Source organism: Bradyrhizobium sp. LB11.1, from assembly GCF_040549385.1.
Taxonomy (GTDB): domain Bacteria; phylum Pseudomonadota; class Alphaproteobacteria; order Rhizobiales; family Xanthobacteraceae; genus Bradyrhizobium.
In genome coordinates this window covers 566,119-592,914 of the sequence record NZ_JBEPTH010000002.1, presented here as the reverse complement: position 1 = coordinate 592,914, position 26,796 = coordinate 566,119, and the positions used below count along the sequence as shown (strand labels likewise).

The 26,796-nt window shown below is 63.9% G+C and carries 25 protein-coding genes; 7 read left to right on the top strand and 18 right to left on the bottom strand.

The window, feature by feature from the left end; all coding sequences use genetic code 11:
* Positions 1-45 precede the first annotated feature (45 nt).
* Genes ABIA96_RS06705 through soxX form a run of 5 tightly spaced genes read right to left on the bottom strand, consistent with a single transcriptional unit; the run spans position 46 to position 2,411 of the window.
* The gene (locus tag ABIA96_RS06705; protein ID WP_354136229.1) at positions 46-351 is read right to left on the bottom strand and encodes a hypothetical protein; all 306 of its coding nucleotides are present in this window, start codon (positions 349-351) and stop codon (positions 46-48) included.
* On the bottom strand, positions 348-1,211 hold the full coding sequence (gene soxA / locus ABIA96_RS06700; protein WP_354136228.1) for a sulfur oxidation c-type cytochrome SoxA: 864 nt from the start codon (positions 1,209-1,211) through the stop codon (positions 348-350). The genes ABIA96_RS06705 and soxA overlap by 4 nt, the downstream gene beginning before the upstream one ends.
* Positions 1,211-1,522, bottom strand: coding sequence for a thiosulfate oxidation carrier complex protein SoxZ (soxZ, locus tag ABIA96_RS06695; RefSeq protein ID WP_354136227.1), 312 nt, complete (start codon positions 1,520-1,522; stop codon positions 1,211-1,213). Before soxZ ends, soxA begins: the two co-directional genes overlap by 1 nt.
* A gap of 13 nt (positions 1,523-1,535) precedes the next feature.
* Positions 1,536-2,021, bottom strand: coding sequence for a thiosulfate oxidation carrier protein SoxY (soxY, locus tag ABIA96_RS06690; RefSeq protein ID WP_354136226.1), 486 nt, complete (start codon positions 2,019-2,021; stop codon positions 1,536-1,538).
* A 33-nt stretch (positions 2,022-2,054) separates the two neighbouring features.
* Positions 2,055-2,411, bottom strand: a complete 357-nt coding sequence (gene soxX, locus ABIA96_RS06685) for a sulfur oxidation c-type cytochrome SoxX (protein ID WP_354136225.1) — start codon at positions 2,409-2,411, stop codon at positions 2,055-2,057.
* A gap of 223 nt (positions 2,412-2,634) precedes the next feature.
* Here soxX and ABIA96_RS06680 point away from each other — a divergent pair, with 223 nt between their 5' ends.
* Complete coding sequence (locus ABIA96_RS06680) at positions 2,635-3,324, top strand: DUF938 domain-containing protein (RefSeq protein ID WP_354136224.1); 690 nt, start codon at positions 2,635-2,637, stop codon at positions 3,322-3,324.
* Here ABIA96_RS06680 and ABIA96_RS06675 read toward each other — a convergent pair.
* Positions 3,321-5,390: a prolyl oligopeptidase family serine peptidase gene (locus ABIA96_RS06675; RefSeq protein ID WP_354136223.1), complete on the bottom strand. Its 2,070-nt coding sequence runs from the start codon at positions 5,388-5,390 to the stop codon at positions 3,321-3,323. The two genes, ABIA96_RS06680 and ABIA96_RS06675, sit on opposite strands and share 4 nt — an antisense overlap.
* 198 nt (positions 5,391-5,588) lie before the next feature.
* Between ABIA96_RS06675 and ABIA96_RS06670 the strand changes: the two genes are divergently transcribed.
* On the top strand, positions 5,589-6,833 hold the full coding sequence (locus tag ABIA96_RS06670) for an MFS transporter (RefSeq protein ID WP_354136222.1): 1,245 nt from the start codon (positions 5,589-5,591) through the stop codon (positions 6,831-6,833).
* Positions 6,834-6,976: 143 nt separating this feature from the next.
* Positions 6,977-8,215 (top strand): MFS transporter, encoded by a 1,239-nt coding sequence (locus tag ABIA96_RS06665; RefSeq protein WP_354136221.1) that lies wholly within the window; start codon positions 6,977-6,979, stop codon positions 8,213-8,215.
* 265 nt (positions 8,216-8,480) lie between these two features.
* On the opposite strand, the gene ABIA96_RS06660 is transcribed toward ABIA96_RS06665, so the two are convergent.
* Positions 8,481-8,975: a VOC family protein gene (locus ABIA96_RS06660; RefSeq protein ID WP_354136220.1), complete on the bottom strand. Its 495-nt coding sequence runs from the start codon at positions 8,973-8,975 to the stop codon at positions 8,481-8,483.
* Positions 8,976-9,085: 110 nt separating this feature from the next.
* Complete coding sequence (locus ABIA96_RS06655; protein WP_354136219.1) at positions 9,086-9,631, bottom strand: carboxymuconolactone decarboxylase family protein; 546 nt, start codon at positions 9,629-9,631, stop codon at positions 9,086-9,088.
* Positions 9,632-9,767: 136 nt separating this feature from the next.
* On the opposite strand from ABIA96_RS06655, the gene ABIA96_RS06650 reads away from it, so the two are divergent.
* Positions 9,768-10,967: an acyl-CoA dehydrogenase family protein gene (locus tag ABIA96_RS06650; RefSeq protein WP_354136218.1), complete on the top strand. Its 1,200-nt coding sequence runs from the start codon at positions 9,768-9,770 to the stop codon at positions 10,965-10,967.
* A 139-nt stretch (positions 10,968-11,106) separates the two neighbouring features.
* A complete protein-coding gene (locus tag ABIA96_RS06645; protein ID WP_354136217.1) occupies positions 11,107-12,246 on the top strand; it encodes an acyl-CoA dehydrogenase family protein in 1,140 nt (379 codons plus the stop codon).
* A 305-nt stretch (positions 12,247-12,551) separates the two neighbouring features.
* On the opposite strand, the gene ABIA96_RS06640 is transcribed toward ABIA96_RS06645, so the two are convergent.
* The 10 genes from ABIA96_RS06640 to ABIA96_RS06595 form a co-directional block, all read right to left on the bottom strand.
* Complete coding sequence (locus tag ABIA96_RS06640) at positions 12,552-13,589, bottom strand: amino acid ABC transporter substrate-binding protein (RefSeq protein ID WP_354136430.1); 1,038 nt, start codon at positions 13,587-13,589, stop codon at positions 12,552-12,554.
* Between the two features lie 54 nt (positions 13,590-13,643).
* The gene (locus ABIA96_RS06635; protein ID WP_354136216.1) at positions 13,644-14,237 is read right to left on the bottom strand and encodes a L,D-transpeptidase; all 594 of its coding nucleotides are present in this window, start codon (positions 14,235-14,237) and stop codon (positions 13,644-13,646) included.
* Between the two features lie 355 nt (positions 14,238-14,592).
* Complete coding sequence (locus ABIA96_RS06630) at positions 14,593-15,567, bottom strand: hypothetical protein (RefSeq protein ID WP_354136215.1); 975 nt, start codon at positions 15,565-15,567, stop codon at positions 14,593-14,595.
* Between the two features lie 85 nt (positions 15,568-15,652).
* Positions 15,653-16,219 carry a thioredoxin family protein gene (locus ABIA96_RS06625; RefSeq protein WP_354136214.1) on the bottom strand — a complete coding sequence of 189 codons (567 nt, stop codon included), beginning with the start codon at positions 16,217-16,219 and terminating at the stop codon, positions 15,653-15,655.
* 30 nt (positions 16,220-16,249) lie between these two features.
* Entirely contained in the window at positions 16,250-16,948 is a 699-nt protein-coding gene (locus ABIA96_RS06620; RefSeq protein ID WP_354136213.1) for a cytochrome c biogenesis CcdA family protein, read from the bottom strand.
* A 307-nt stretch (positions 16,949-17,255) separates the two neighbouring features.
* Positions 17,256-17,867: a sigma-70 family RNA polymerase sigma factor gene (locus ABIA96_RS06615; protein ID WP_354136212.1), complete on the bottom strand. Its 612-nt coding sequence runs from the start codon at positions 17,865-17,867 to the stop codon at positions 17,256-17,258.
* A 281-nt stretch (positions 17,868-18,148) separates the two neighbouring features.
* Entirely contained in the window at positions 18,149-18,883 is a 735-nt protein-coding gene (locus tag ABIA96_RS06610) for a response regulator (RefSeq protein ID WP_354136211.1), read from the bottom strand.
* A 36-nt stretch (positions 18,884-18,919) separates the two neighbouring features.
* Positions 18,920-20,665 carry an ATP-binding response regulator gene (locus tag ABIA96_RS06605; protein ID WP_354136210.1) on the bottom strand — a complete coding sequence of 582 codons (1,746 nt, stop codon included), beginning with the start codon at positions 20,663-20,665 and terminating at the stop codon, positions 18,920-18,922.
* Positions 20,635-22,713 (bottom strand): sensor histidine kinase, encoded by a 2,079-nt coding sequence (locus ABIA96_RS06600; protein ID WP_354136209.1) that lies wholly within the window; start codon positions 22,711-22,713, stop codon positions 20,635-20,637. Before ABIA96_RS06600 ends, ABIA96_RS06605 begins: the two co-directional genes overlap by 31 nt.
* A gap of 6 nt (positions 22,714-22,719) precedes the next feature.
* Positions 22,720-23,715: a TRAP transporter substrate-binding protein gene (locus ABIA96_RS06595; RefSeq protein ID WP_354136208.1), complete on the bottom strand. Its 996-nt coding sequence runs from the start codon at positions 23,713-23,715 to the stop codon at positions 22,720-22,722.
* Positions 23,716-24,008: 293 nt separating this feature from the next.
* Here ABIA96_RS06595 and ugpB point away from each other — a divergent pair, with 293 nt between their 5' ends.
* Together ugpB and ABIA96_RS06585 are read left to right on the top strand one after the other, a co-directional pair.
* Positions 24,009-25,334, top strand: a complete 1,326-nt coding sequence (ugpB, locus tag ABIA96_RS06590) for a sn-glycerol-3-phosphate ABC transporter substrate-binding protein UgpB (RefSeq protein ID WP_502918801.1) — start codon at positions 24,009-24,011, stop codon at positions 25,332-25,334.
* Positions 25,335-25,505: 171 nt separating this feature from the next.
* Entirely contained in the window at positions 25,506-26,447 is a 942-nt protein-coding gene (locus tag ABIA96_RS06585; RefSeq protein WP_354136207.1) for an aminoglycoside phosphotransferase family protein, read from the top strand.
* The last annotated feature ends 349 nt before the right edge of the window (positions 26,448-26,796 follow it).

Genomic DNA, 26,796 nt, shown 5'->3' with positions numbered 1-26,796 from the left:
TCCGCGCCTATTTCTGGCAGTTCGACGGTTCCACTACGCTTCAGTCTAGCGGATTTCCATCGCCTTCCAGGCCTCTTTTTCAGACGTCGCCTGGAAGATGGATGCCCTTGCCAGTGCCTCGGCTTCCTTTGCGGCGGCTACGCCGCGGTCGAAATCGCCGCCATCGCCCGCCTTCCTGGCGGCCGCCAGCGTCGAGACGGTCGTGGTCCACTGGTTGCGCATACCGGCTGCCTCCTTGGAAGCGGCCTCCGCAGCGGCATAGGCCGCCTTGTAGTCTGCCTCGGTTGCCGCGCGCGCCATCGGCGCAAGGCTCAAGACAAGCAGCATGGCGAGAGGAAGTGACCACTTCATGGCCGCGCTCCCGGGCCTGATATCGGCAGGCCGTTGGCGACGTAGGACAGGAAATATTCGACGTCGCGATATTCGTCCGCCTGCGGCTCCAGCGGAACCGCGCGGGTCTGGCTGTTGCAGGTGATGAAACGGCGGCTGGTGGTGCCCATGCCGCTCCATTCGGAGCGGTAGATCGGCATCGCGTTCAAAATGCCGAGCGCCGGCGCCAAAATCTCGGCGCGGATGCGCTCGCCCGGGCTCTGCACATGGCAGCTCGCGCAGGAGAAATTCATCTGGCCGCGGCGGGTGTAGAAATAGCGCTTGCCGTTCTCGAACGCTGCGAGCGCGCGGGGATCATCCGGGATCTTGATGTCCATCAGCTTGCCGCGCGACGTGACCGCCATATAGGCGGTCAGCGAGGCCATCTCGTCCTTGACGTAGGAATAGGGGGCCTCGCCATTGGCCTCGCGGCAGCGGTTGAGCGCGAGCTCCAGCGTGACAACCTTGCCTTCCTTGGTGTCGAAGTAAGGATAGTTCTGGCGAATGCCGATGCCGCGGTTCGGGAAGCAGTCGGCGTAGGTCTTGCCGTTCTTGAACGGGGTCGCAAACATCTCCCTGCCGGCGTCGAGCGCGAACTCGTAGGGCGGGAATTCTTCCTTCTCCTGCCATTGCCGCTTCATGTCCTCGTTCATGGAATAAGGACCGTTGACGAAATCCTCGTGCTTCACGTTCGGGAATTTCTGGAAGAAGAAGTTCTGGAACGCCTTGGCGTCAGCGACGGGATCGACCTTGTCGGCCGCGACGACGCGCGGAGAGGCGAGCGCGAGCACGACGAGCGCGGCGCTCAACGAGCCAAGCAGGAGGGAGATGCGGGCCTTCATCACGCGATCTTCGCGGTGGTCGCGTCGGACCCACCCTTGTTGTCGGTCCAGGAGATCTTGAGGTCGTCGCCCTTCTTGGCGCCCCTGAAGCTGAACTTGACGTAAGGGTCCTTGGAGACGGCCGGGCCCCAATCGGCGACGAAGACGTCCTTGCCGTTACACGCGAACTTCAGCTCCTGGATGAAATGCGGCGGAATCAGCTCGCCCTTGGCGTTCTTGACGAAGCCGGAATCCATGGGGTGCTGGATCAGCGCCTGCACCTCGGTGATGTCGCCGTTTGCGGTGGCGCGGACGCGAATGCTGGATGCCATCGGATCAATCCTCCTAACCGCCGCAGCCGCCGACGGTGACTTTGACTTCCTTGGTCGCGCTGAAAAGCTTGCCGTCGGCTTCCACGATCGCGACCACATTGGTGGTCTTCGCCATCTTCAGGCGGTTGGCGACGCTCGGGATCGTGCCATCCGGAATCTTGTAGGAGGCCGCCAGCGCGTTCGGGTTCTCGGCGACGAAGAACGAGATCGAGGTGACCTTGTCCAGCGTCGTCGTCACCGAGATCGGCACCACGCCGCCATTCTCGGCGATCTCGGGCGCATCGAGCTTGACCTTGTCGGACGGCTCGGCGGTCTTGCCGTAGAGCGCCTTGATCGCGTCGGCCTCGCTCTTCTGCTTGAAAGCCTCTTCCGGATATTTGTCATTGGCCGCGGCGCGTACAGGCGCAAATGCGAGATCGCCGAGGCCGATCAGCGCGACCGAGACCGCGCCCTGAAGGATCAGGCGCCGCGTCGGATGGGGGCTGGTGTGTGTGGTCATCTCAGGTCTCATCTGGGTTTTCCGGGCCCGCCATTACAGCGTCTGCAGGAAATCAACGATCGCGTTGATCTCCTGGTCGGTCAGAATGCGGTTGCGGCCGAACGGCGGCATCATGGTCTGCGGGTTGCGCTTGGTTTCGTCGAACAGGATCGCGACCAGCTCGTTGCGGTCGGGGTATTTCGCCTTGAGATCCTTCAGCTCCGGCCCGATCGTGCCTGGCAGATCGCCGCCCTTGATGACGTGGCAGGTCAGGCAATTGCCCTTGCCACGGTCGAAGGCGAGCTTTTGGCCCTCGGCGATTGCGGACTGCGCCCACGCCGGGCGCGCGGCGAGACCGGTGAGGACGACCAGCGCGAGGAGCAGGGCGGGCTTGCGAGGAAAGGCGGTCAAGGCGTCGTTCCGAGGCTTAATATGTTTGCGAAAGATAGTGTTCAAAAGCACAAAGGGCATGCCCTGACAATCAAGACTATGCAGGCCGCAAAATGGAGTTAATATCTGCCGCATTGCAACTGAAGTGATCATTCGTCCGTAAGGCCTGTTGGGGCCAGTCAATTTCCGGGGTGTTTGACCCTGATCGCGTTTTCGTCTGCTTTCTCATTTCCGGGGACTCCAATTGGCTGAATATGTCGTTGAATTTGGCAGGGACGGCGGGAGGGTCGAATCTGACGGCCGTCTCGATGCGCCCGCCTTCCATCGCAATCACGAACCGCTCTGGGCGGCGCTCGAAAAGTATCTCACCGGGCGGTCGGGCGACGTGGTCGAGGTCGGCAGTGGAACCGGCCAGCACGTGGTCGATTTCGCCCGTCATACGCCTGATCTGGTCTGGTGGCCGAGCGACCTCAACCAGCGCCACGTGAAGAGCATCGAGGCCTGGCGCGTGCATTCGGGGCTGGACAACGTCCGCTCGCCGCTGCGGATCGATCTTGTCGATCCCGACTGGTGCCCGGAGATGAAGAGCGGACAGGGGCCGAACAATCTTGCCGCCGTGTTCTGCGCCAATGTCATCCACATCGCGCCCTGGGCGGTGGCCGTGGGCCTGTTCGCTGGCGCCGGCCGCTATCTGCGGTCCGACGGCCAGCTGTTTCTGTACGGCCCGTTCAAGCGCGACGGCAAGCACACCGCACTCAGCAACGCCGTGTTCGACACCTCGCTGCGCGAAGGCAATCCCGATTGGGGCGTGCGCGATGTCAGCGATGTCGAGACACTTGCGCGCGGTGTGGGCCTCCGTCTCGTCGATACTATCGACATGCCGGCGAACAATCTGACGCTGGTGTTTGGGCGCGGTGAGGCGCGAGGCCTCTAGGCCTCGCCATCCCGCCAGCCGATCTTGTCCTTCAAAAACTGGTAGCCCAGCACCTCGAAGCCGGCGCGCTCCTTGTTGTCCTTGCCGTAGCCGTGACCGCCCGCGGCCGGCTCGTAGAACCAGGCCTCGTAGCCCATCGCCTGCAGCTTGGCGGCCATCTTGCGTGCGTGGCCGGGATGGACGCGGTCGTCGCGCCGCGTCGTCGCGATCAGGATCGGTGGATAGGGCTGGCCGGGTTTTGCGTTGTGGTAGGCGGAGTAGGTCTTCAACCACTCCCATTCCTCGGGCTTGTCGGGGTCGCCATATTCCGCGATCCAGCTCGCGCCCGCGAGCAGCTTTGTGTAGCGGCGCATGTCGATCAGCGGGATGGTGCAGAACAGCGCGCCGAAGCGCTCCGGATAGCGCACCAGCATGTTGGTGATGAGGATGCCGCCGTTCGATCCACCTTGCGCGGCGATGCGTTTCGGCCTGGTCACGCCGCGACGAACGAGATCGGCGGCGACGGCTGCGAAATCGTCGTGCGAGAGCTTCTTGCCGGCGAATCGTCCCGCATCGTGCCAGCGCGTGCCGAACTCGCCGCCGCCGCGCAAATTCGCCTGCACAATCGTGCCGCCGCGCTCCAGCCAGAGCTTGCCGAGCGACGAATTGTACTGCGGCTTTACGGCGAGCCCGAAGCCGCCATAGGCGGTCATGTAGACCGGCGCATCGCCGGCCACGCCTGCCGGGCCGGTCTGCACATAGGGAATGCGCTCGCCGTCAACTGAGATGGCCTCGTGCTGCGTGACCACGAGGCCATCGGCGTTGAACGTCTTGGGCGCCTGCTTCAAGACGGTCGGACTTTCGACGCCGCGCTCGATCAGCATCAGCGACGGCGGCGTGAGCGGGTCCTGCACATTGGCGAGCAAATCGCCATTGCTCTCGGAGGAATGGCGGTCGAGTGGCCAGATATCGATGACGCCAATGTGAGGGAGCCCGCCGAGTGTCTTGCGGCTCCAGCCCGAAGCAGATGGCGTGCAGATCTCGAAGCGTGGCTTGAGCTCATCGAGGATCGACAGTACCAATTTGCCGGCGGCCCAGAACAGGCCTTGCAGCGCGCGCCGCGGTCCCGGCTCGAACAGGATTGCAAAATCGCGGCCGCCGGCGATGAACGTCGAGAGGGAAATGCCGAGGACTGTGTCGGTGACATATGTCCGGCCTTCGACAGACCAGTCCGTGCGCAGCTTGATCGCGAACCAGTCGCCGTGCGCCTGCATCCAGATGCCTGTCGGCAGATCGAGCTTTGTCGTCGTGCCCGCTGCGTCGCGCAGCCAGATCGCATGATTGAAGAAGTCGATCTGGTCGACGATCCAGACCCGCGGCGCCGATCCGGTGTTGTCGGACATGCCGTAGATCATCATGTGATCGGCGGTGGTTTCGATAATCGTTTGCGCCTGATCGACAGGCTGGCCGCGCCGCCACAGGCGAACCGTCCGCGCGTATCCCGAGCTCGTCGCCATGCCCTCGCCATACGCACTCGACAGCAGCAGCGTGTCAGCGTCGAGCCAGTCGACGCCGCTCTTGGCCTCGGGCAACGTAAAACCGTCCACCACGAAGGTCTTCGTGCCGATGTCGAATTCGCGCAATGTGACGGCGTCGCTGCCGCCGCGCGACAGGCTCAAAATTGCCCGCGAGCTTCCCGGGATCGTGGCGATCTGGCTCAGCAGCCAGTCCTCGCCTTCGCGTGCGGCAAGCTGGTCGATATCCAGCATGGTCTCCCACGCCGGATCGGCCCTGCGAAACTCTGCCAGCGTGGTCCGCCGCCACAGGCCGCGCGGATGGGTGGTGTCCTTCCAGAGGTTGTGCAGGTCCGTGCCGCGCCGGCTGACATAGGGGATGTTGTCCGGACGATCATAAATCGCCGCAAGGGCGTCGCGGTCGCGTTCGAACGCCGCGCCGCCGAATCTGTCCAGCGTCAGGCTATTCTGCCGCTCGACGAAATCGAGCGCGCGGGCGCCTTCGATATCCTCCAGCCAGAGCCAGGGATCGTCGTCGGGAGCACTGAGCGTAGGCCTGTTATCGAGGGACATGAACGAAACTCCCCAAAATCGCGGCGGATAGGATTTGATCGAGTGCAGGCCGTCAAGAGCGCGGCCAGCTATCATCGGCCCGATTGCGTCAGAGGCATGGCCTGCGCCCGTTTGCGCTGGTTGCCCGGCCCTTTCGGCCCCTCCATAGTGCCGGGAATCACCAAGCCTGCTTGAAGAGACTTTCTGGCGGAAATGCCGATGATCGACGTGACTGCAGCCAATGAGATCGCCGACGACGCCCGTGCGCGTGCGAACGTGGTGCGCCTTGCCGCGGCTCAGGCGCTGACCGGTGCCAACTCGGCGGTGATCTTCGCCACCGGCTCGATCGTCGGCGCGACGCTCGCACCCGACATGTCGCTCGCGACTGTGCCGCTGTCGATGTACGTCGTGGGGCTTGCCGCCGGCACACTGCCGACCGGCGCGATCTCGCGCCGCTTCGGCCGCCGCTGGGCCTTCGTGATCGGCACCGGTCTCGGTGCGCTCACCGGCCTGCTCGGCTCGTTCGCGATCCTGCACGCCTCGTTCGCACTTTTTTGTCTCGCGACCTTCCTCGGCGGCCTCTACGGCTCCGTGGCGCAATCCTATCGCTTCGCGGCGGCCGACGGCGCCAGCGCGGCCTATCGGCCGAAAGCTGTCTCGTGGGTGATGGCGGGCGGCGTGTTCGCCGGCGTGCTCGGTCCGCAGCTCGTGCAATGGACCATGAATATCTGGTCGCCTTATCTGTTCGCGTTCAGCTTCCTGGTCCAGGCGGCCGTCGCGCTGATCGCGATGGGCATCGTCGCCGGCGTCGACATGCCGAAGCCGGCTCCGGCCGATCTGCATGGCGGACGGCCGCTGCTGACGATCGTGACCCAGCCGCGCTTCATCGCAGCCGCATTGTGCGGCGTCATCTCCTATCCCATGATGAATCTGGTGATGACCTCGGCGCCGCTCGCCATGAAGATGTGCGGCCTGAGCCTGTCCGATTCCAATTTCGGCATTCAGTGGCACATCGTCGCGATGTATGGGCCGAGCTTCTTTACCGGTGCGTTGATCGCCCGCTTCGGCGCGCCGAAGATCGTCGCCGCCGGGTTGCTGCTGGAAGCCGGTGCCGCCGGCATCGGTCTCTCCGGGGTCACCGCGATGCATTTCTGGGCGACGCTGATCGTGCTCGGCGTCGGCTGGAATTTCTCCTTCATCGGCGCTTCCGCTTTGGTGTTGGAGACGCACCGTCCGCAGGAGCGCAACAAGGTGCAGGCGTTCAACGATTTCCTGGTGTTCGGCATGATGGCGATCGGCTCGTTTTCCTCGGGCCAGTTGCTTGCGAATTACGGCTGGTCTGCGGTGAACATGGTGGTGTTCCCGCCGGTCGTGCTCGGCCTCGCCGTGCTCTCGCTCGCCTCCTTTGCCCGCCGTAGGGCGCGGCTGGATGCAGCGATGGGCGAGTTCCCGGACGCGATCTGAGTTGGCAGGAGGCTGTCAGCAACGTTGATAGTTCGATCCCGGTCGAAGTGATTTTCGGGAGCGGGATTGTTACATGATGCTCGTCATGGACAGACGAGCGTAAAGCGAAGCGCTCGCGGGGGAAGCTTCAAGGAGAAGCGCAAATGCTCGACAATCCCCGGCCCGACACTCCGATCGACGAATCCTCGCTCGGCTACGAAGGCTGGCGCATCGTTGCCGTCTGCTTCCTGCTCGCGACCTTCGGCTGGGGCCTCGGCTTCTATGGCCAGAGCGTCTATGTCGCCGAGCTGCAGCGCGCACGGGGCTGGCCGGCCTCGCTGATCTCTTCCGGCACCACGTTCTTTTATCTCTTCGGCGCGCTGCTCGTCGTCTTCGTCGGCGAAGCCGTCCGAAAATATGGCCCACGCATCTGCCTGATCGCCGGCACGCTGGCGATGGCGGCCGCCGCGGTCGCGATCGGCGCGGTGCGCGAACCCTGGCAGCTCTATCTGGCGGATGCCGTACTCGCCTTCGGCTGGGCGGGCACGAGCCTGGCCATGATCACCAACACCATCAGTCTCTGGTTCGACCAGAGGCGCGGCATGGCGATCAGCCTGGCGCTGAACGGCGCCAGTTTTGGCGGCATCGTCGGCGTGCCGCTGCTGGTGACCTTGATCGGCCATACCGGCTTTGCCAATTCAATGTACGCCGCAGCCGGCGCCATGCTGGTGCTGCTCGTGCCGGTGATTTTGCTGGTGGTCGGCCGGCCGCCCGATCTCCATGGCTGGCACGGGGCGACGAAGGCCAGGCCGCAATCGTCGAAGGAGATCCGAAAGAGCGCACTGCGCGATGTCGGCTTTCTCACGGTGACCATTGCATTCGCGCTGGTGCTGTTCGCGCAGGTCGGCTTCATCGTGCACCTGATCTCGTTCCTCGACCCCGTGATCGGGCGCGAGCGTGCGGCCGTGGCGGTCGCGGTGCTCACCGCGATGGCGGTGGTCGGCCGGGTGCTGTTCTCGATGGTGATCGATCGGCTCAACCAGCGGCTCGCATCCGCGCTGTCGTTCCTGAGTCAGGCCGCCGCGCTGTGCGTCGTCATCAATCTGCACAACGATTATGCGCTGATCGCGGCCTGCGCGGTATTCGGCTTCTCCGTCGGCAATCTCATCACGATGCCATCGCTGATCGTGCAGCAGGAGTTCGATAGTGCCTCGTTCGGCGTGCTGATCAGTCTCAACACCGCCATCAACCAGGTGACGTACGCATTCGGCCCGGGTGTCGTTGGCGTCTTGCGTGATTGGTCCGGCGGCTATGCGCTGCCGTTCTACCTCTGCATCGCGCTGGAGGTGGCGGCGGCGGCGCTGATCATGGTGCGGGGGAAGCCAAAAACAAAACTCTCGTAGGGTGGGCAAAGGCGCGCAGCGCCGTGCCCACGATTTCTCAATGAGTCAGCAAGAGTCCGTGGGCACGCTTCCGCCTTCGCTCTTCGAGCCACGGCGGACAAGCCGCTTTGCCCACCCTGCGGCACCACGGCATAGAGGCGCGACGCCGTCTCCACACACTCCGTCATTGCGAGCGCAGCGAAGCAATCCAGAATCTTTCCGCGGAAACGGTCTGGATTGCTTCGTCGCTTCGCTCCTCGCAATGACGAGGGGAGCGAGCGGGGCATCATGCCTCGCGCTGCTTCAGCAGCCCCCCCACATCCAGCCGCTTCGTAAACATCGCCAGGTTCCCGTCCGGCCCAAACGGCCATTGCTCCCGCGGCTTGTCCCAATACAGCTCCACGCCGTTCTCATCGGGATCGCGCAAATACAGCGCCTCGCTGACGCCGTGGTCGCTGGCGCCGTCCAGCGCAATGCCGGCTGACAGCACGCGATGCAAAGCGTCCGCCAGCGCCGGCCGGGTCGGATAGAGGATCGCGGTGTGAAAGAGCCCCGTCGTCCCCGGTGGCGGCGGTGAGCCACCCTTGCTTTCCCAGGTGTTGAGCCCGATGTGGTGATGATAGCCGCCGGCGGAGATGAAGGCCGCGCCTGATCCCATGCGCTGCATCAACTCGAAGCCAAGTACGCCGCAATAAAAGCCGAGGGCGCGATCGAGATCGGCGACCTTGAGGTGAACATGGCCGATCCTTGTGCCGGCATCGACGGTTGGGGTTTGAGACATGGTGTTGCTCCGTTAGTGTACTCCACTTAAGCCGGGCATCGGGACAGCGCTACGGCTCTATCCCGAAACCCAGGGTTTCCGGATACGCAACTGCGCATCGGAATGGGCAACTATGACAGCTCCGGCACCTCGCCCTCGGGCAGTTCGAACGCGAACGTGTTCAGCGTCATCGACACCATCGTGTAATAGCCGCAAAGACCAATCACCTCGACGACGCCGCGTTCGCCGAGCAATTTGACCGCCTCGTCGTAGAGCCCTTTCTCGACGCCGTGGCCCTCATGCAGCGATTTCGCGACGTCGTAGATCATCTTGCCTTTGGGATCGTCGAAGTCAGGCGTGCGGCGATCGCGGATCGCGTCGATGATTTTGGGATCCATGCCGCCGGCAAGCGCGAGGCGCTTATGCGCATACCATTCGTAATGCGCAGTCCAGTGCCGTGCCGTCACCAGGATCGCGATCTCCGAGAGCTTTGCCGGGAAGATCGTATCGTAGCGCAAGACTTCGCCGAGCCGCGTCGCATGACGGGCCATGTCGGGGCTGTTGAGCCAGGCCATCATCGGGGCCGGGGGCTTGCCGCGCTTGCCGGCAATCGACTCGTCATAGGTCTGCCGCTGGCTCTCGTTCATTTCGCCAGGCGAAAGAAGTTTCAGGCGCATTCGCGTTTCCTCTTTGTTTTCAAGCACCGTCGCTGTCACGACTATAGCGGATGGCGCGGCACGGAAGTGGTTGAATTCCACGGTGCGATGGCCCAGAGTCATCGGCAACAAGTCTTTTGGATTAGTGGAAACGATCATGAGCGAATCTGAAGCCGCCGATCTCGAAACATTCCGCAGCGAAACGCGCGCCTGGCTCGAAGCCAATTGCCCGCCGGAGATGCGCAAGGCCGCGGCATCCGACGCCGACGTGTTCTGGGGCGGACGGAATACGAAATTCTCTTCCGAGCCGCAGCGCATCTGGTTCGAGCGCATGCGCGACAAGGGCTGGACCGTGCCTGACTGGCCGAAGGAATATGGTGGCGGTGGCCTGAGTGCTGCTGAGCACAAAGTGCTGCGTTCCGAGATGACGAAGATGGGCGCGCGTCCGCCGCTGTCGAGCTTCGGCATCTGGATGCTCGGACCGGCTTTGCTCAAGTATGGCAATGAGGCGCAGAAGAGGGAGCATCTGCCGAAGATCGCGGCGGGCCTGATCCGCTGGTGCCAGGGCTATTCCGAGCCGAACGCCGGCTCCGATCTCGCCTCGCTGCAGACCCGCGCCGAGAGCGATGGCGACGATTTCGTCATCACGGGGTCGAAGATCTGGACGTCCTATGCCAACTACGCCGACTGGATCTTCTGCCTGGTGCGCACCGACTCGGCTGCGAAGAAGCATGACGGCATCAGCTTCATCCTGTTTGACATGACCTCGAAGGGCGTGACGACCAAGCCGATCCTCCTGATCTCCGGTTATTCGCCGTTCTGCGAAACCTTCTTCGACGGCGTTCGCGTGCCGAAGTCGCATGTGGTCGGCACCGTCAATCGCGGCTGGGACGTCGCAAAATATCTGCTCCAGCACGAGCGCGCGATGATCTCAGGCATGGGCGAGCGCGGCGTCGGCCGGCCGCTGGGCCAGATCGCGGCTGATTCCGTCGGCTCGGATACGCTGGGGCGGCTGGATGATTCGATGTTGCGCGGCCGGATCGCGAACTTCGACGTCGATGAAGCCGCTCTTGCGGCCTGCGCCGAGCGCGCGGTCGATCTCGCCAAGGCCGGCCAGGCGCATCCGGCGTTCTCGTCGGCGATGAAATATTACGGCACCGAGCTCAACAAGCGCCGTTACGAGATCCTGATGTCCGCCGGCGGCGTCGATGCGCTGGAATGGGAGAGCGAACGCTCGCGGCAGGGTGCTCGTCCGCGCGCATGGCTGCGCACCAAGGCGAACTCGATCGAGGGCGGCACGACGGAGGTGATGCTCGGCATCGTCGCCAAACGCATCCTCGATCTGCCGGGGGCCTAAAAGGAAGTCCTCATCCTGAGGAGCGGCCGCAAGGCCGCGTCTCGAAGGATGGCCTCTGGTTCGAGACGGCGCTGACGCGCCTCCTCACCATGAGGGTAACCATCGAATTCAGTCAAAATAGTACTTTTTGGAGCCCGTCATGGCCCTCGTCCTCACCGAAGAACAATCGATGCTCCGCGACAGCGCGCGCGGGCTGATCAGCGACAAGGCGCCGGTGGCGCACCTGCGCGGCTTGCGCGACAGCAAGGATCCCACCGGCTTCTCCAAGGAGTTTTGGCACTCCTTCGCCGAAATGGGTTTTGCCGGCCTCTTGGTGCCGGAAGAGTTCGGCGGCAGCGGGCTTGGTTTCATGGAAGCCGGCGTCGTGATGGAGGAGATCGGCCGCACCTTGATGCCGTCACCGTTTCTCGCCACCAGCGTGGTCGCGGCCTCGGCGCTGAATCGCGGCGGCAATGCTGCGCAAAAGTCAGAGTATCTGCCGAGGGTTTCCAACGGCTCGCTGCTCGCGACGCTCGCGATCGACGAAGGCGCGAAACATCGTCCGCTTCAAACCAATCTCCAGGCCGTGCGCGCCGGCAACGGTTTCAAGCTCAGCGGTGCCAAGGCACTGGTGGTCGACGGCCACGTTGCCGACCTCTTCATCGTTGCCGCGCGCACTGCCGGCTCCGCCGGCGAGCGCGACGGCTTGACGCTGTTCCTGATCAATCCCAAGGCCAAGGGTGTTGCGATCGAGCGCACCATCATGGTCGACGCGCACAATGCGGCGCGAATCGCGCTTTCCAACGTCGAGGTCAATGCCGACAGCGTGCTCGGCGAGGTTGATCAGGGCGCCGCCCTGCTCGACGGCGTGCTCGACATCGGCCGCGGCGCGGTCGCCTCCGAAATGGTTGGCTTGAGCGAAGAGGTCTTCAACCGCACGGTCGAGTACCTCAAGAGCAGAAAGCAGTTCGGCAAGCTGATCGGCGAATTCCAGGCGCTGCAGCACCGCGCCGCCGAGCTCTATGTCGACATCGAGATCACCCGCGCCGCCACCATGAAGGCGCTGCAGGCGCTGGATGCCGACGTCGCCAAGGCTGCCACAGCCGTCGCCGTCGCCAAGGCCCGCGCCGGCACGACCGCCACCCGCGCGGTGCAAGAAGGCGTGCAGATGCACGGCGGCATGGGCATGACCGACCAATTCGACATCGGCTTCTTCATGAAGCGCGCCCGGGTCTGCGAGGAGCTGTTCGGCGACGCGAGCTATCACACCGAGCAGCTGGCGCGGGCGCGGGGGTATTGAGGGGCTGCAGTCGCCTCGCTCTCCGCTGTCATCGCCCGGCTTGACCGGGCGATCCAGTACACCGCGGCCTCTCGGTTCATCACTGGTGTCTCGGAGTACTGGATCGCCCGCCCCAGTGCGCAATTGCGCACAAGGCGGGCGATGACAGTTGAGAGGGGAGAAGGAGCCTACCTCAAGCTCGTCATTGCGAGCGACTTGTCCGCCATAGCTCGAAGAGCGACGGCGGAAGCGAAGCAATCCAGACTGTCACCGGGCGGAGGGATTCTGGATTGCTTCGTCGCTTTGCTCCTCGCAATGACGAAGAGCTACCTGATCGGCGGCGCGTACTGCACGCCACCGGCGTTCCACAGCTGATTCATCCCCCGCGGGATCTTCAGCTGCGACTTCGCGCCGATATTGCGGTCGTACATCTCGCCGTAGTTTCCGACGTGGCGGATGATGCGGACGACCCAGTCCTTGGTCAGGCCGAGCTGCTCGCCGTAATTGCCCTCGGTGCCGACCAGCCGCATCACTTCGGGCTTCTTGGATTTCAGCGCCTCGTCGATGTTCTCCGAGGTGACGCCGAGCTCTTCCGCGTTGATCATCGCGTAGAGCGTCCACTTCACGATCATCATCCAGTCGTCGTCACGCTGGCGCACGACGGGGGCGAGCGGCTCCTTGGAGATCATGTCGGGCAGGATCATCTGGTCGCCGGGCTTGGACATGTTCAGCCGCAGCGCATAGAGCTGGGAGACGTCGGCGGTGAGCGTGTCGCATTTGCCGGTGTCGTAGGCCTTCACCACGTCTTCCAGCTTGTCGAACTTCACCAGCTCATACTTCATGTTGTTGGCGCGGAAATAGTCGGCGAGGTTGAGCAGCGTGGTGGTGCCGGCCTGCACGCAGATCTTGCTGTCGGCGAGATCGAGGGAGGTTTCCTTGTTGCGTGACCGCGGCACCATAAAACCTTCGCCGTCGTAATAGGCCACGGCCGGGAAATAGAGATCGTAGTCGAGCTCACGCGACATGCTCCAGGTCGAGTTGCGCGAGAGGATGTCGACCTTGCGGCTCTGCAATTCCTTGAAGCGCTCGCTGGCGTCGAGCGGCACGAACTTCGCCTTGCTCGGATCGTCGAAGATCGCCGAAGCCACTGCGCGGCAGAAATCGACGTCGAAGCCGGACCAGTTGCCCTTGTCGTCGGGGATCGAGAAACCCGGCAGGCCCTTGTTGACGCCGCACAGCACTTCGCCACGGCGCACCGTGCGCTTCAGCGTGCGGGTGTCGTAGAACTCGTAGATGACGGCCAGGGCGCCGACCAGGACGGCGACCGCGAGCCCGATCAGCAGGCCGCCTCGAAATGTGCGCATCATGTTGCTCTCTCGAATGAATCGGGAAAAGGAATTCTAGCGAAGGCGGGATGTTTAGAGTTCGGGCTTCTGTCGGATGACCACCTTGGTGCCGACAGGAACGCGATCGTAGAGATCGGCGACGTCATTGTTGACGAGACGGAAGCAGCCCGAGGACACCTTGGTGCCGATCGTATCGGGACGGTTGGTGCCATGGATGCGGTAGACCGTGGTGCCCAAATACATCGCGCGGGCGCCGAGCGGATTGCCGGGGCCGCCGGCCATGAAGCGCGGCAGATAGGGCTGGCGCTGGATCATCTCCGGCGGCGGCGTCCAGTCCGGCCACTCCTTCTTGTTGGTGATGTTCACCAGCCCCTGCCACTGGAAGCCGTCACGGCCGACGCCGATGCCATAGCGGATCGCGCGCCCGCCCGGCTGGACCAGATAGAGGTGGCGCTCGGTGGTCGAGATAATGATGGTGCCGGGCGGTTCGGTCGTGCGGTAGTACACGACCTGCTTCTGCCATTCCGGATCGAGCTGGTAGCTGTCGTCGGCGACCAGACCGGGCTCGTCGCCGCGGTCCGGCTGCTGCGCGAAGGCGTGCGGCGCGGCCAGGATCAAGCCGATTGCGGCCACAAACGCCCCGGTCAGGCGACGAAATTCCGTCATTTCAAGCTCTCCCCGCTGCCACAGCGCACATCGTTAGCAACCATCTGAACTCAGGGGCAGCTTCGTGGCAAGTTCAAGGCGCGTTCGTCTGGTATGTCATGAGAATGCTTTGGTTTTTTGACGGCACCCGGCAATGCCACAAACAGGGGATGGCGCGAAAAACAGTAAGCTGGGCTCGATGCGCTCCCTCCCTCGCTTGCGGGGAGGGTTGGGGGAGAGGGTGCTTCCTCCAGGGAGACTCCCCAAGAGGAGAGAACCCTCACCCGGCGCTACGCGCCGACCTCTCCCGCAAGCGGGAGAGGCTCAGACCGAACTTGCGGAAAGATCAGCTTCGACCATTGGCCCGGGGGGGCCGCTAAATCTGACTGGCCTCCGGCCCAATCCCTAGCCGGCGAACGATCTCGGCGCCCACGGCGCGCGCCTCGACCCGCGATCCGATGCGGGGGCTGCGAAACCGTCCTCCGGACTGCAACCGGATCACCACGATGCAGTGCTCGTCCTCGGATCGGCCGCGGCGGTCGACCGTGATCGCTTTGACGTTGTGACCCTCGATATGGTCCGCGCGTGGTGCGCCGTCGCCCCAGAGGCGTTCGACGCGGATATCGCCCTCGCGGACGATCCAGAAGGCGCCGGTCACGAGGTTGGCGTATCTGTAAACCGCGAATGCGGCGAGCGCGCCGAGCGGCAGCAACAGGATATCGACATGGCTGGGCGGCCATCCGCGCCAGAGCTTGTAGGCGTAGGGCACGGCGGACAAGGCGACGGCGATCAACGCAACGATCCGGATGTCCCGCGCGGAAAACGCCTCGAGAGGCTCGCCAAGATGCATCTCGGGATTGCTGGCATCGAGCGGATTGCGGGGTGCCTCGACATTGGGAACGTCGAACTGCGTGGCGACCCGGGCCACGGTGTCGCGAACATGGGTGACGTCCGAGATCGGCGGCGACGTCAGGCGCTCGCCCGAAGCCAGCGTGAAAACAAGTTGAAAGCGGGCTTTCACCCTCTTGCTGCCGGGAACCTGCAATCCGCTGATGTCGTCCTTTGCGACGATCCGCGTCTGGAGTTTTCCAAACGGACGCTGACGCCCGATCAGGATCTCCTTCGGCGTAATGATCCAGACCACTGCCGGCGCCATCATGATGCCGACGACGAACCCCGCTCCCACCACCAGCGCGACCACCGATATGACGATCTCCAGGGCATCGTGCGTGAACAGGCCCGGCGTGAAACACAGCGCAACGGCCGCAGCAGAGCCGGCCACGACCAGCCGCTGCGCGATCGAGGAACCTTCACGAAGGCGGATGTCGTTGCTGGTGGTCGCGTCGTCCATTGCTGCGGCTGATTTTCGTCGGCGCGAACCTCCACGGACGGGTCCGTGAAGTCAAGCAACAACGCAAAGCCGCCGTTCCCTGGCGTCAGCTGTCGGCGTTCAGCAGCTTGGCCACGGTGCGGTCGATCTCATCGTAGCGGCCTTCGCCTTCGTGCTGGAACACGATCTTGCCGGTCTGGTCGATGATGTCTTGCGCCGGCCAATACTGGTTGCGGTAGGCGTTCCAGGTCTTGGAATCATTGTCCTGCGCCACCGGATAGGTGATGCCGTGGCGCTTCAGCGCAGCCTGGACGTTGGAGGCCGAGCGCTCGAACGGGAATTCCGGCGTGTGCACGCCGACCACGACGAGGCCCTTATCCCTGTACTTGGCGTAGAGGTCGGTGACATGCGGCAGCGTGTTGACGCAGTTGACGCAGCCATAGGTCCAGAAGTCGACCAGCACGACCTTGCCGCGGAGGTCGGCGATGTTCAGCGGCTTCGAGTTGAACCAGTTGCTGATGCCGGCGAAGTCGGGTGCGGTCGTCGCCTGGCTGGCGGCCGCGACCTTGATCGGCGCCGCGGGCGTGGCCTCGTCGCAGATGCCGGGAATGACGGCGCCGGTGACGGCGAATCCGATCAGGGCGGCGGAGACGGCGAGCAGTTTGAAAGTCATGGACGTGTACTCCGTTGAGAGGTGAAGCGATCACAGGCCGATCTGGCCGGTGGGGTAGAATCCGGTGAGCCACGCCACGATCAGCGTGTCGTATTGGAAGTAGGCGGCGAGCGCGAAGGCGATCACGACCACGCCAAAGCCCTGCTGCAGCCGCGGCGAGATGCGGGCGAGGCTGCGCACGCGCGTGGTCGCGGCCTGGCCGCCATAGGCGATCGCCAGCATCGGGATCGCCGCGCCGATCGCGTAGGCGATCAGCAGCGTGCCGGCCCAGGCGAGGTTCTTCGAGGTCGCGACCAGCGTCAGGATCGAGCCGAGCACGGGACCCGCGCAGGGCGTCCAGACCAGCCCGAGCGTGGTGCCGAGCAGGAGCCCGCCGAGCGCGCCCTCGCGTTGCATGCCGCCCGCAGCGCCGAGATCGAGCCAGCCATTGAGCCGGATCGACAGCCATTCGAATGGCGCCGGCCACAGCATCAACAGGCCAAAGCCGAGCAGCAGGATTGCCGCCGCCTCGCGCAGCACATTCGGATCGAAATCGAACAGCCGCGTCAGCGCCCCGAGCAGCAGCGCGACCGCGGAGAAGGACATGACGAAGCCGAGCGCGATCATCGCGGGGCGCAGCTGCGAAGAGCGCCCGATCGAGGCGCCGAGCAGGATCGGCAACATCGGCAGCGTGCAGGGGGCCGCGATGGTGAGGATGCCGGCGAGGACAGCGAAGAGGAGCTCGAGCATGGGGCACTCGTGATTGATGTCACGAGGGCAGTTCGGGATGGAGCGGCGATCGTTACGTGGTGTCACGCGCTCGTGACGCAGCGGCTGCTGATGCCCGCCCCTCGAATACAAAACGACCCGGAGGGGGGCATCCCGTCCGGGTCGTTGGAGGTCTTGGGAGGTTTAACGAAACCCTATGTGATCCTTATAGGGACGAAGTTTTTCCGCCTGATGTTGTGCTTTGTTTCATTTGTTTCGTCGGCGGTAACGCTTTCGTGTCCCGGGATGGGCCCTCAAAGCAGGCGCTATCCCGTTGAAATTACTGGTCTTAGGCGGCGAAACGGTCGACGCCACAACCCTTAAGCAGATCGGCGAGCTGCTTGCGGGCATAGAACATCCGGGTCTTCACCGTGCTCTGGGGGATGCCGATGATCTGCCCGACCTCCTCCACCGACTTCTCATGGTAATAGACGAGGGTGATGATCTCGCGATGCGCGGGTGACAGTTTCTGCACGCAGGCGCGCAGGATGGCGCTGGTGTCGCTGCGGTCGAGCGAGGTCTCGGGCGTATCGCAATCATCAGGGATCTGGCGCACGTCTTCCTGGTCAATGTCCTCGAAGCGGCGCTGGCGCAACGCGGTCAGCGCCTTGAAGCGGGCGATCGAGAGCAGCCAGGTCGAGACCTGCGAGCGGCCCTGGAATTGGCCGGCGGTCCGCCAGACGTCCAGAAACACCTGGCTGACCAGGTCTTCCGCCGTGGTGGCGTCACGCACAATGCGCAGGATGAAGCGATAGACCCGCACATTGTGACGGCAATAGAGAATGTGCATCGACGTCCGGTTGCCGCCGGCAATGCTTTCGAGAAGCATATCGTCCGAAGTCGCCTGAGCGGCAATGATGCTCTGGCTGGCTTGGGCGTTGATGGCGATGACGTTCGGCATTGACTTAGCTCCCCGGTGCGCCGCAACCGAGCGGCGTTTCCTTGGACCAAAGTGTTAATGAGCCAACGTTTCGGGACGTCTGCACGAAAAGCGGAAAATGGTTTCGTGGGCCGCCAAATTGTTTCGTCGGACAAGGCACGACGAAACATTGGAGACAAAAGAGCGTGCAATTTCAATGTGCGGAAAATACGGGAGTGCGGATTTGGATTGGCAGGAACCAATTTCCGGGGCTTGCGTTGCGTGCGCGACCGCACACTCCTCCTTCTCCTTCGCCGGGGGGCCTACGCCTTCTCGCCCGCGGGCGAGAACAGATAGCCGCCGCCGCGGATGGTGCGGATCACGGCCGGCTTGGTCGGATCGGGCTCGATCTTGCGGCGGATGCGCATGATGCGGAGGTCGACGGCGCGGTCGAAAGCTTCGGCGTCGCGCGCGTTGGCCAGCTCCAGCAGGCGCTCGCGCGACAGCACGCGCTTCGGATTGGCCGCGAACACCTTCAGCAGCCCGAATTCGGACGCGGTCAGCGGATGCTCGTTGCCCTCGTCATCGCGCAGGGCCTGGGCTTCGAGGTCCAGCCATTTGGTGCCGAAGCGCACCAATTGATCCTTATCCGACTTCGCGGCCGCGTCCACCGCCACGATCTTCACCGGCGCGCTCCGCCGCAGCACCGAGCGGATGCGCGCCATCAGCTCGCGAAGCTCGCAGGGCTTTGCCACATAATCGTCGGCGCCGAGCTCGAGGCCGACGACGCGGTCGATCGGGCTCGCGGTCGCCGTCAGCATGATGACGGGAACGTTGATGCGACTCTTGAGGTCGCGGATGATCGAGAGGCCGTCTTCCTCGGGCATGTTGAGGTCGAGCACGACGAGGTCCGGCATGCTGCCGTCGATCGCGGTGCGCAAGGACTTGCCGCCGTCGCACAGCGTCACGGTGAAGCCGTGCATCTTGAGGTAATCTCCGACCATCTCCCGGGCCGGGGCCTCATCGTCGACGATCATGATGTGCTGGCTTTGTGTCATGTCACTTCAGCATTTTTGCAGATCTCAGGACTCAAATCACGGCATCTCGGTCGCGGGCAGGGTGATGGTGAAGGTCGAGCCCTTGCCCGGGCCGTCGCTCTCGGCGGTCACCTCGCCGCCATGCATGTCGATAATACGCTTGACGATGGACAACCCAAGCCCCGTCGAGCTCTCACCTGCCGTCGGCTTTGCGGATAGCCGCTGGAATCGACCGAACAGGCGGCCGAGATCCTCTGGCGACAGGCCGGCGCCCTCGTCGCTGACGCGGATGATGGTGTCGTGGCCCTCATGGGTGACCGCGACGGTGATCTTGCCGGCGATTGGCGAGTATTTGATGGCGTTGCTGATGAGATTGTCGATGGCTTCGCGGATGCGGTCGGTGTCGCACATGGTGACGATATTGGCCGGCGCGGTGACGCTGATCGCCTGCTGCTTGTTGACGGCGAGCGGCTGGTTGGCCTCGGCGACCTCCTTCACCAGCGCGGCGACGTCGACCGGCTCGCGGCGGATGGTGATGTCGAAGGCATCAGCCATCGCGTCCGAAATCAGATGATCGACCATCGTGGTCAGCCGCTTGGTGGCGTCGCGGATGTGATCGACCTGGGCGACCACGCCGCCTGCCGAGGCGCCGGTCGAGATCAGCTCCTTCAGCATCTCGGTGCGGCCGAGGATGACGCCGAGCGGGTTCTTCAGATCGTGCGCGACGGTACCCAAAATCTCATTCTTGAAGCCGTTGGCGCGCTGCAGCCGCAGCCACTGCGCCGACAGCCGGCGGTTGGCCTGCATCAGTGCACGGGTGCGCTGGGCGACGCGGTCTTCCAGCTGGGTGTTGGCGTCCTGGAGCTGCTGGTAGAGGATGACGTTGTCGAAGGCGATCGAGAGCCGGCTCGAGAAGATCTCGACCAGCGAGCGATCGGTCTCGGACAATTCGCGCTCGGCCTGGAGCAGCACCACGACCTCGCGGCCAGAGCCGGTGCGCAAATAGATCACGCTGCGATGGTCGGCGAACTCGTTCTTTCGGCCCTGGAAGGCGGCCTCCACCATCGCGCGCAAATCAGGGTCGAGCGCCTTCGACGAGGTGGTGCCGATGAAGCGGCTGTAGCAGCCGCTGCCCGCGAGCACCGAGAGCTCGGGATCGACGCCGCCATTGTCGCGCAAAACCAGTATACCGGCGCAGTCGACATTGAGCAGCGAGGCGAGCTGGGTCAGCACGCCCTCGGCGAGCCGCTGCATCGACTTGAAGTCGTACAGCGTCGAGGCGGCATCGATGATGATCTCGAGCCCGCGCCGTGTCTGCAGCATGCGCTCCAGTTGCTGGTAGGAACGCAGCGCCGCGGTCAGCGAGGTGAACAGCTTGTCGGCGGTTAGCTCGGTCTTGGCCTTGTAGTCGTTGATGTCGTACTGCACGATCACGCGCCGCTCCGGCGCCTGGCCGGGCTGTCCGGTGCGCAGGATGATACGCACGGTTTCGTTCTTGAGCTCGTTGCGGATGTATTCGACCAGCTCGAGGCCGGCGACGTCGGTCTCCATGATGACGTCGAGCAGCACCGCGGCGATGTCGTTGTGTGCCGCCATCAGCTTGCGACCTTCCGCCGCGGAATGGGCGGAGAGGATTTCCAGGCCCTGGCCGTTGAGGCTGTAGTCGGACAGCGCGAAGCGGGTGCCGTCATGCACGGCGGGATCGTCGTCGATGACGGCGATCTTCCATTTCCGGGCGTCAATATCCTCCGACGCGGTGCCGGTGTCGTCGATCAGGTGGAGGACATCGTCCTGTTCGGCCATTGAGAAGTCCCGTCACTTTCTGTGCTTGGCGCGCCGCCCTTGGCGATCCGCGGCATGATAATCCGAAAAGTGGTGCCTTGTCCCAGCTTGGATTCCAGCATCATTCGCCCGCCGAGCTGCTGGGTGACGAGGTTATAGACGATATGAAGCCCAAGTCCCGTGCCACCTTCATTGCGCCGGGTGGTAAAGAATGGGTCAAAGGCCTGGCGCTGCACGTCGGGGGTCATGCCGGCCCCGTCGTCGGCGAAGATGATCTCGATATCGTCGGTGCCGCGCGGCCGCGCCGAGATCGTGATGGTGCCGGCGCGCCCGTCGGCGAAGGCGTGATTGGCGGCGTTGAGGAACAGATTGGTCAGGATCTGGCCATAGGAGCCGGGATAGCCGTCGAGCAGCAGGCCCTCGGGCACGTCGACCTGGAGCGTGATCGGCGAGCGCTTCAGCACGGGCCGCAGGCTTGCAATGATCTGGTCGGTGGCTTCGCTCAATGAGAACTGCCGCCGCTCGACATGGGAGCGGTCGACCGCGACCTGCTTGAACGACTGGATCAACTCGCCGGCGCGGGTGAGATTGGCGACGAGCTGCTGCGAGGCGTCGCGCGAGGACTGCACGAATTCCTCCAGCTGCGAGCGGCGCAGGCCCCCATCGCCTTTGAGCTGGGCCTCGAAAATCTCGGTACGCCGGGCAAAACTGGAAGCGACGGTCAGGCTGATGCCGATCGGGTTGTTGACCTCATGCGCGACGCCGGCGACGAGTCCGCCGAGCGCGGCGAGCCGCTCGGCATCGATCAGATTCTGCTGCGCGGTGTTGAGCTCGAGCAGCGCGCTCTCGGCCTTTTCCTTCGACGCGCGCAGCTCGTCCTCGGTCTCGCGCTTCGCGATTGCGTTCTCGCGGAATACTTCCACCGCGCGCGCCATGGCCCCGACCTCGTCGCGTGCCTTGGTCCCCTGCACCTCACGGCCGAGATCGCCGAGCGTGATCGCGCGCATTGCGGCCATGATCTGCAGCAGCGGCAGCCGGATCGACAGTGTGATCAGGACGCCTGCGGTCAGGATGATGCCGAGGAAGATCACCGCGATCGACAGCACCCGCCGCGAGATATCCGCCAGTGTACGGTCAAACGTCTCCTGCGCCTTCTGCTCGCGCCGGCGCATCTTTGTCGAGAGGTCGTCGATGGCGCCGATCGCCTCGGCCTGGCTGGCGTCGATGGTATTGCGCAGCAATTCGGTGCGGTTGGTCAGTTGCTCGGACAGCTTTGCAAAGCCCTCGCGCAGCGCCATGGTGCGGGCTCCGAGCTTTTGCAGCGCCATGCGCTGGAGGTCGTTGTCGGCAAGATCGATCATGACCGGAATGGTGGTCTCGATTGTCTCGGTGTTGTGCCGCGCATCGTCGGCGGCGCCCGGCGACAGCGACAGATAATAGGAATTGGCCGCGACCAGCATCGCCGTGAAAGCCTCGCGCGACTTACCGAGCGAGGGCCAGATCAGCGCGTCGCGATGGCCGGTGGCGCCCTCGATGATCGAGTACAGGCCCGCCATGTCCTTGGCCGGGCCCTGCACCTGCTCCTCATAGGTCTTGGCGATGGTGGCCTGCACGGTGCGCAGCTCGCCGAAACCGTTGAGGAAGCGGTCGGTGGTGCGCTCCAGCTCCTCGACCGAGCCCGACAGCATCGGGTCCTTGGCGGCGCGGTCGGTCAGCGTGCCCAGCACGGCCTCGCGCAGCAGCAGGATCTCGGCGAACAGGTCCGGACTCGGCTGGTTGATGTAGCGATGGATCAGGTTCTGAAGACGTCCGGTCTCGCTTTCCAGCAGCGCCAGAATGCGGTCGGATTCGCGCACCTGGCGCACGTCGTCCCAGGCCGAGCTCAGCACCTGCGCGCCGTTCCAGATCATCGCCACCAGAACGATCACCACGGCGGAGTTCAGCGCCGCGATGGAGAGGATGCGCCAGCGGATCGGCACCGCCCGCAACACGCCAACGAGGCGCGCGCGCAGCCGCCCGATCCGGCCGGGCGGCCGCTCTGCGAACTCGCTGTGTCCGGGCGCAATCAAGCGGCCTCACTCCACCTTGCGAATGCGTTCGATCAGCGCGGCCGCGGCGGGATCCTGCGCGGCCTTGGCGTAGATCGGCGCCATCGCGTCCTCGAACGGCTTGCGGTCGATATCCTTGACGACGATGATGCCGGCGGCCTCCGCCTTGCGCTGCGACTGTTCCTCGAGGTCGCGCCACTTCTCGCGCATGAACTGGCTGGAGCGCAGCGCGGCCTCACGGAAAATCTGCTGGTCGTCGGCCGACAGGCTGCGCCAGGCCTTGAGCGAGATGACCAGCACCTCCGGGCTCATCGTGTGCTCGGTCAGGGTGTAGTAGCCGGCATTTTTGTAATGGTCTGTCGTCACGAAGGATGGCCAGTTGTTTTCGGCGCCGTCAATCAGATGGGTCGCGAGCCCCGTGAGCACCTGCCCATAGGGCAATTCGACCGGCTCGGCGCCGAGCGAGCGAATCATCTGGCTCATCAACTCCGACTGCTGCACCCGGATCCGCAATCCCCTGAGATCGGCGATGCTCTTCACCGGATGGACCGCATTGTAGATCGAGCGTGCCCCGGAATCGTAGAAGGCGAGCCCGACGAAGCCGTAGGGCTCGAAGCTGCCGAGGATCTCGTTGCCGATCGGCCCGTCCAGCACCTTCTGCATGTGCTCGATGGACCGGAACAGGAACGGCATGGCGAGCACGTTCATCGCCGGGACGAAATTGCCGATCAGGGCGACGTTGGTCCGGTTGAGGTCGATCGCGCCGGCGCGGGTCTGCTCGATGGTCTCCTTCTCCTCGCCAAGCTGGCGGGAGTGAAACACCTTGATCTCGTGCCGGCCGCCGGTGCGCTCGGCGATCAGCGCGCCCATGTAGCGCAGCGCCTGGACGGTCGGGTAGTCCTCGGCCTGGGTGTCGGCGGCGCGGAATTCACGCGCTGCAGCACTCGTCGCGCAGATGGCGAGCAGAAACGCGACGAAGATCACCCCGGTCCGCGAGAGTTCGGCACGGTTTAGCACTGGCACACTCAACCCCTCGGAGATGGAGTCTATGGCGGGACCAAAAGGTTCAATGCAATCTAAAGCGTTTTCAAGCGAAGTGGATACCGGTTCGCGTAAAGAAAACGCGTCAAACTAAGAATCCAGAGCCCGTTCCGATCGGAACGGGCTCTGGCAGATAGTAAAGGGAAGGCTATCCTGCCCGGGGCGGCCTGGCGATTGTGCGGCGCGGCCCGCCTTCATTCCCGGTTGAAACCGCAAGGCCCGCGCCTTAAGCAGGGTGCGGTCGCCTTTTGCCGCTTGATCCGGGAAGAGCCATCGTGACTTCAGCATTGCGCCTCTTGCAGGTCGCCGCCGCCTCCCTGGCCCTCACATTGAGCTGTGAGGCACGCGCCACGACCGACATCGCGTGGTGGCACGCCATGTCGGGCGAACTCGGCAAGCAGCTCGAAAAGCTCGCCTCCGACTTCAACGCAGCGCAGTCCGATTACCGCATCGTGCCGAGCTATAAGGGCAGCTACACCGAGACGGTGACGGCTGCGATCTTCGCTTTCCGCTCGCGCAGCCAGCCCGCGATCGTCCAGGTCAACGAGGTCGCCACCGCCACCATGACCGCGGCCAAGGGCGCGATCTACCCCGTGTACAGCATGATGCGCGACATGGGCGAGCCGTTCTCGCTCGACGACTATCTTCCGGCGGTCTCCGGCTACTACACCGATGCCGCCGGCAATCTGCTGTCGTTCCCGTTCAACTCGTCGACGCCGATCCTCTATTACAACAAGACCATGTTTCGCGACGCCGGTCTCGATCCCGAGACCCCGCCGAAGACCTGGCCCGAGCTTGGGCTCGCCGCAAAGCGCCTGCGCGAGCGCGGCGCTGTCTGTGGCTTCACCACGTCGTGGCCGTCCTGGATCCATGTCGAGAATCTCTCGGCCTTCCACAATCTGCCGCTTGCGACCCGCGCCAACGGCTTTGCCGGGCTCGATGCCGAGCTGACCATCAACAACCCGGTGGTGGTCAAGCACATCGCCCAGCTCGCCGAATGGCAGAAGACAAAACTGTTCGACTATAGCGGCCGCGGCCAGTCAGCCGAGCCGCGCTTCCAGAATGGCGAATGCGGCATCTTCATCGGCTCCTCGGCGACGCGTGCCGATATCAAGGCGAATTCAAAGTTCGAGATCGGCTACGGCATGATGCCGTACTGGCCCGACGTGAAGGGCGCGCCGCAGAACTCGATCATCGGCGGCGCCACGCTGTGGGTGCTGCGCGACCGGCCGCGCGAGGAATACAAGGGCGTGGCGCGGTTTTTCGCCTATCTGTCGCAGCCCGGCGTGCAGGCCGCCTGGCACCAGAACACCGGCTATCTGCCGGTCACCCGCGCTGCCTACGAGCTGACGCGCGCGCAAGGTTTTTACGAACGCACTCCGGGCTCGGCGATCTCGTTCGAGGAGATCACGCTGCATCCGCCGACCGAGAACTCGAAGGGCATCCGGCTCGGCTCCTTCAATCTGATCCGCGGCACGATCGAGGAGGAGCTGGAGCAGGCCTTCTCCGGCCAGAAGAGCGCGCAAGCCGCGCTCGATGCCGCAGTCGAGCGCGGCAACAAGCTGCTGCGCCAGTTCGAGCGCGCCAGCCCGGATAGGTAGATCTGCCTGAGCGCGCGCCTCGTCCTTCGAGACGACCGCTTTGCGGTCTCCTCAGGATGAGGCTAAGTGACACCAGAGCCTGCCAAGTTTGCCGCGACACACTCCGCCCTCATCCTGAGGAGCTCGCGAAAGCGAGCGTCTCGAAGGATGGCCGCACGGACATTGCCTTCGATGACACTGCCTCACTTCACCGACGCCCAGGCCTTTCGTGCCTGGCGCTCTCAGCCTCAGCAATGGTTGCCGATCGCGCTCGACATCGCGCGCAGCCACGGCATCGACGTCGGCTCGCCGCATGTGTTCTCGACCGGCACCAATCTCGTCGTCGGGCTCGGCGAGAAACTCATCCTGAAAATCTTCTCGCCGCTGTTGCGCGCGCAATTCGTCTCCGAGCGCGGTTCGCTGATGCAGCTTGTGAACCGGCTGCATCTGCCGATCCCCGAGATCGTCGCGGAGGGTGAGCGCGATGGCTGGCCTTATCTGATCATCACGCGCCTCGCCGGCACGCTCGGCTCGGAGGTCTGGCCGTCATTGCCCGAAGCGCAGAAGGAACGCGTGCTGCGCCAGATGGGCGAGACCATTGCCGCCGTGCAGCGCGCACCGCTCGGCCCGCTGGCGCATATCGAGCCGCGCTGGGATTCGTTCATGCGCGCACAGATGAACCGCTGCAAGGCGCGGCACACGCGTCTCGGTCTCGCGCCAAAATTTATCGCCGGCCTCGATGATCTCCTGCGTGACGCAACGACGCTGATTCCCATGGACGCGCCGCCGGTGATCCTGATCGGCGAATACATTCCGGAGAACTTCCTGCTCGCCTGCCGCGATGGCGACTGGTCGCTTGCCGGCCTGTTCGACTTTGGCGATGTCCGGGCGGGCTGGCGCGACTACGATCTGCTCGGCCCGAGCGCGTTCATGGCGGCGGGCCGGCCGGGCAGGGTGCGCAACCTGCTTGAAGGCTTTGGCTATGAGAAGCCGGACTACGCGCTGAAGCGGCGCCTGATGGCCTTGATGCTGCTGCACCAGGCCAGCGACCTCAACAGCCACATCTGCATCGCAGGCTGGCAGGACAAGGTGGACGATCTGGTCGGGTTGCAGAACCTGATCTGGGCGGAGTGATCGCGCTCCATCAGCCGTCATTGCGAGCGTAGCGAAGCAATCCAGACTGCTCCGGCGGAAAGACTCTGGATTGCTTCGCTACGCTCGCAATGACGAGTTCGAGGCGCGAGCTTTCATCCTCCCGATAGCTCGCGGAGGTCATAGCGTTCGTCTATGCATGTTTAATAAGCGGCAAACGATGTGGGCCTATTTAATAAGCAAATGCTCTTCTTTGTATGCAATGATTAAGATCTGAGCGTTGGCGCTCTATCGCCGATTTCTGTGATTTGTCCGATATATCAGTGCCTTAGGGTGCTGCTTTATCTCTCATTAAGCCTTGGCACGAACCTTGCGAATCCTGTTCCAACCA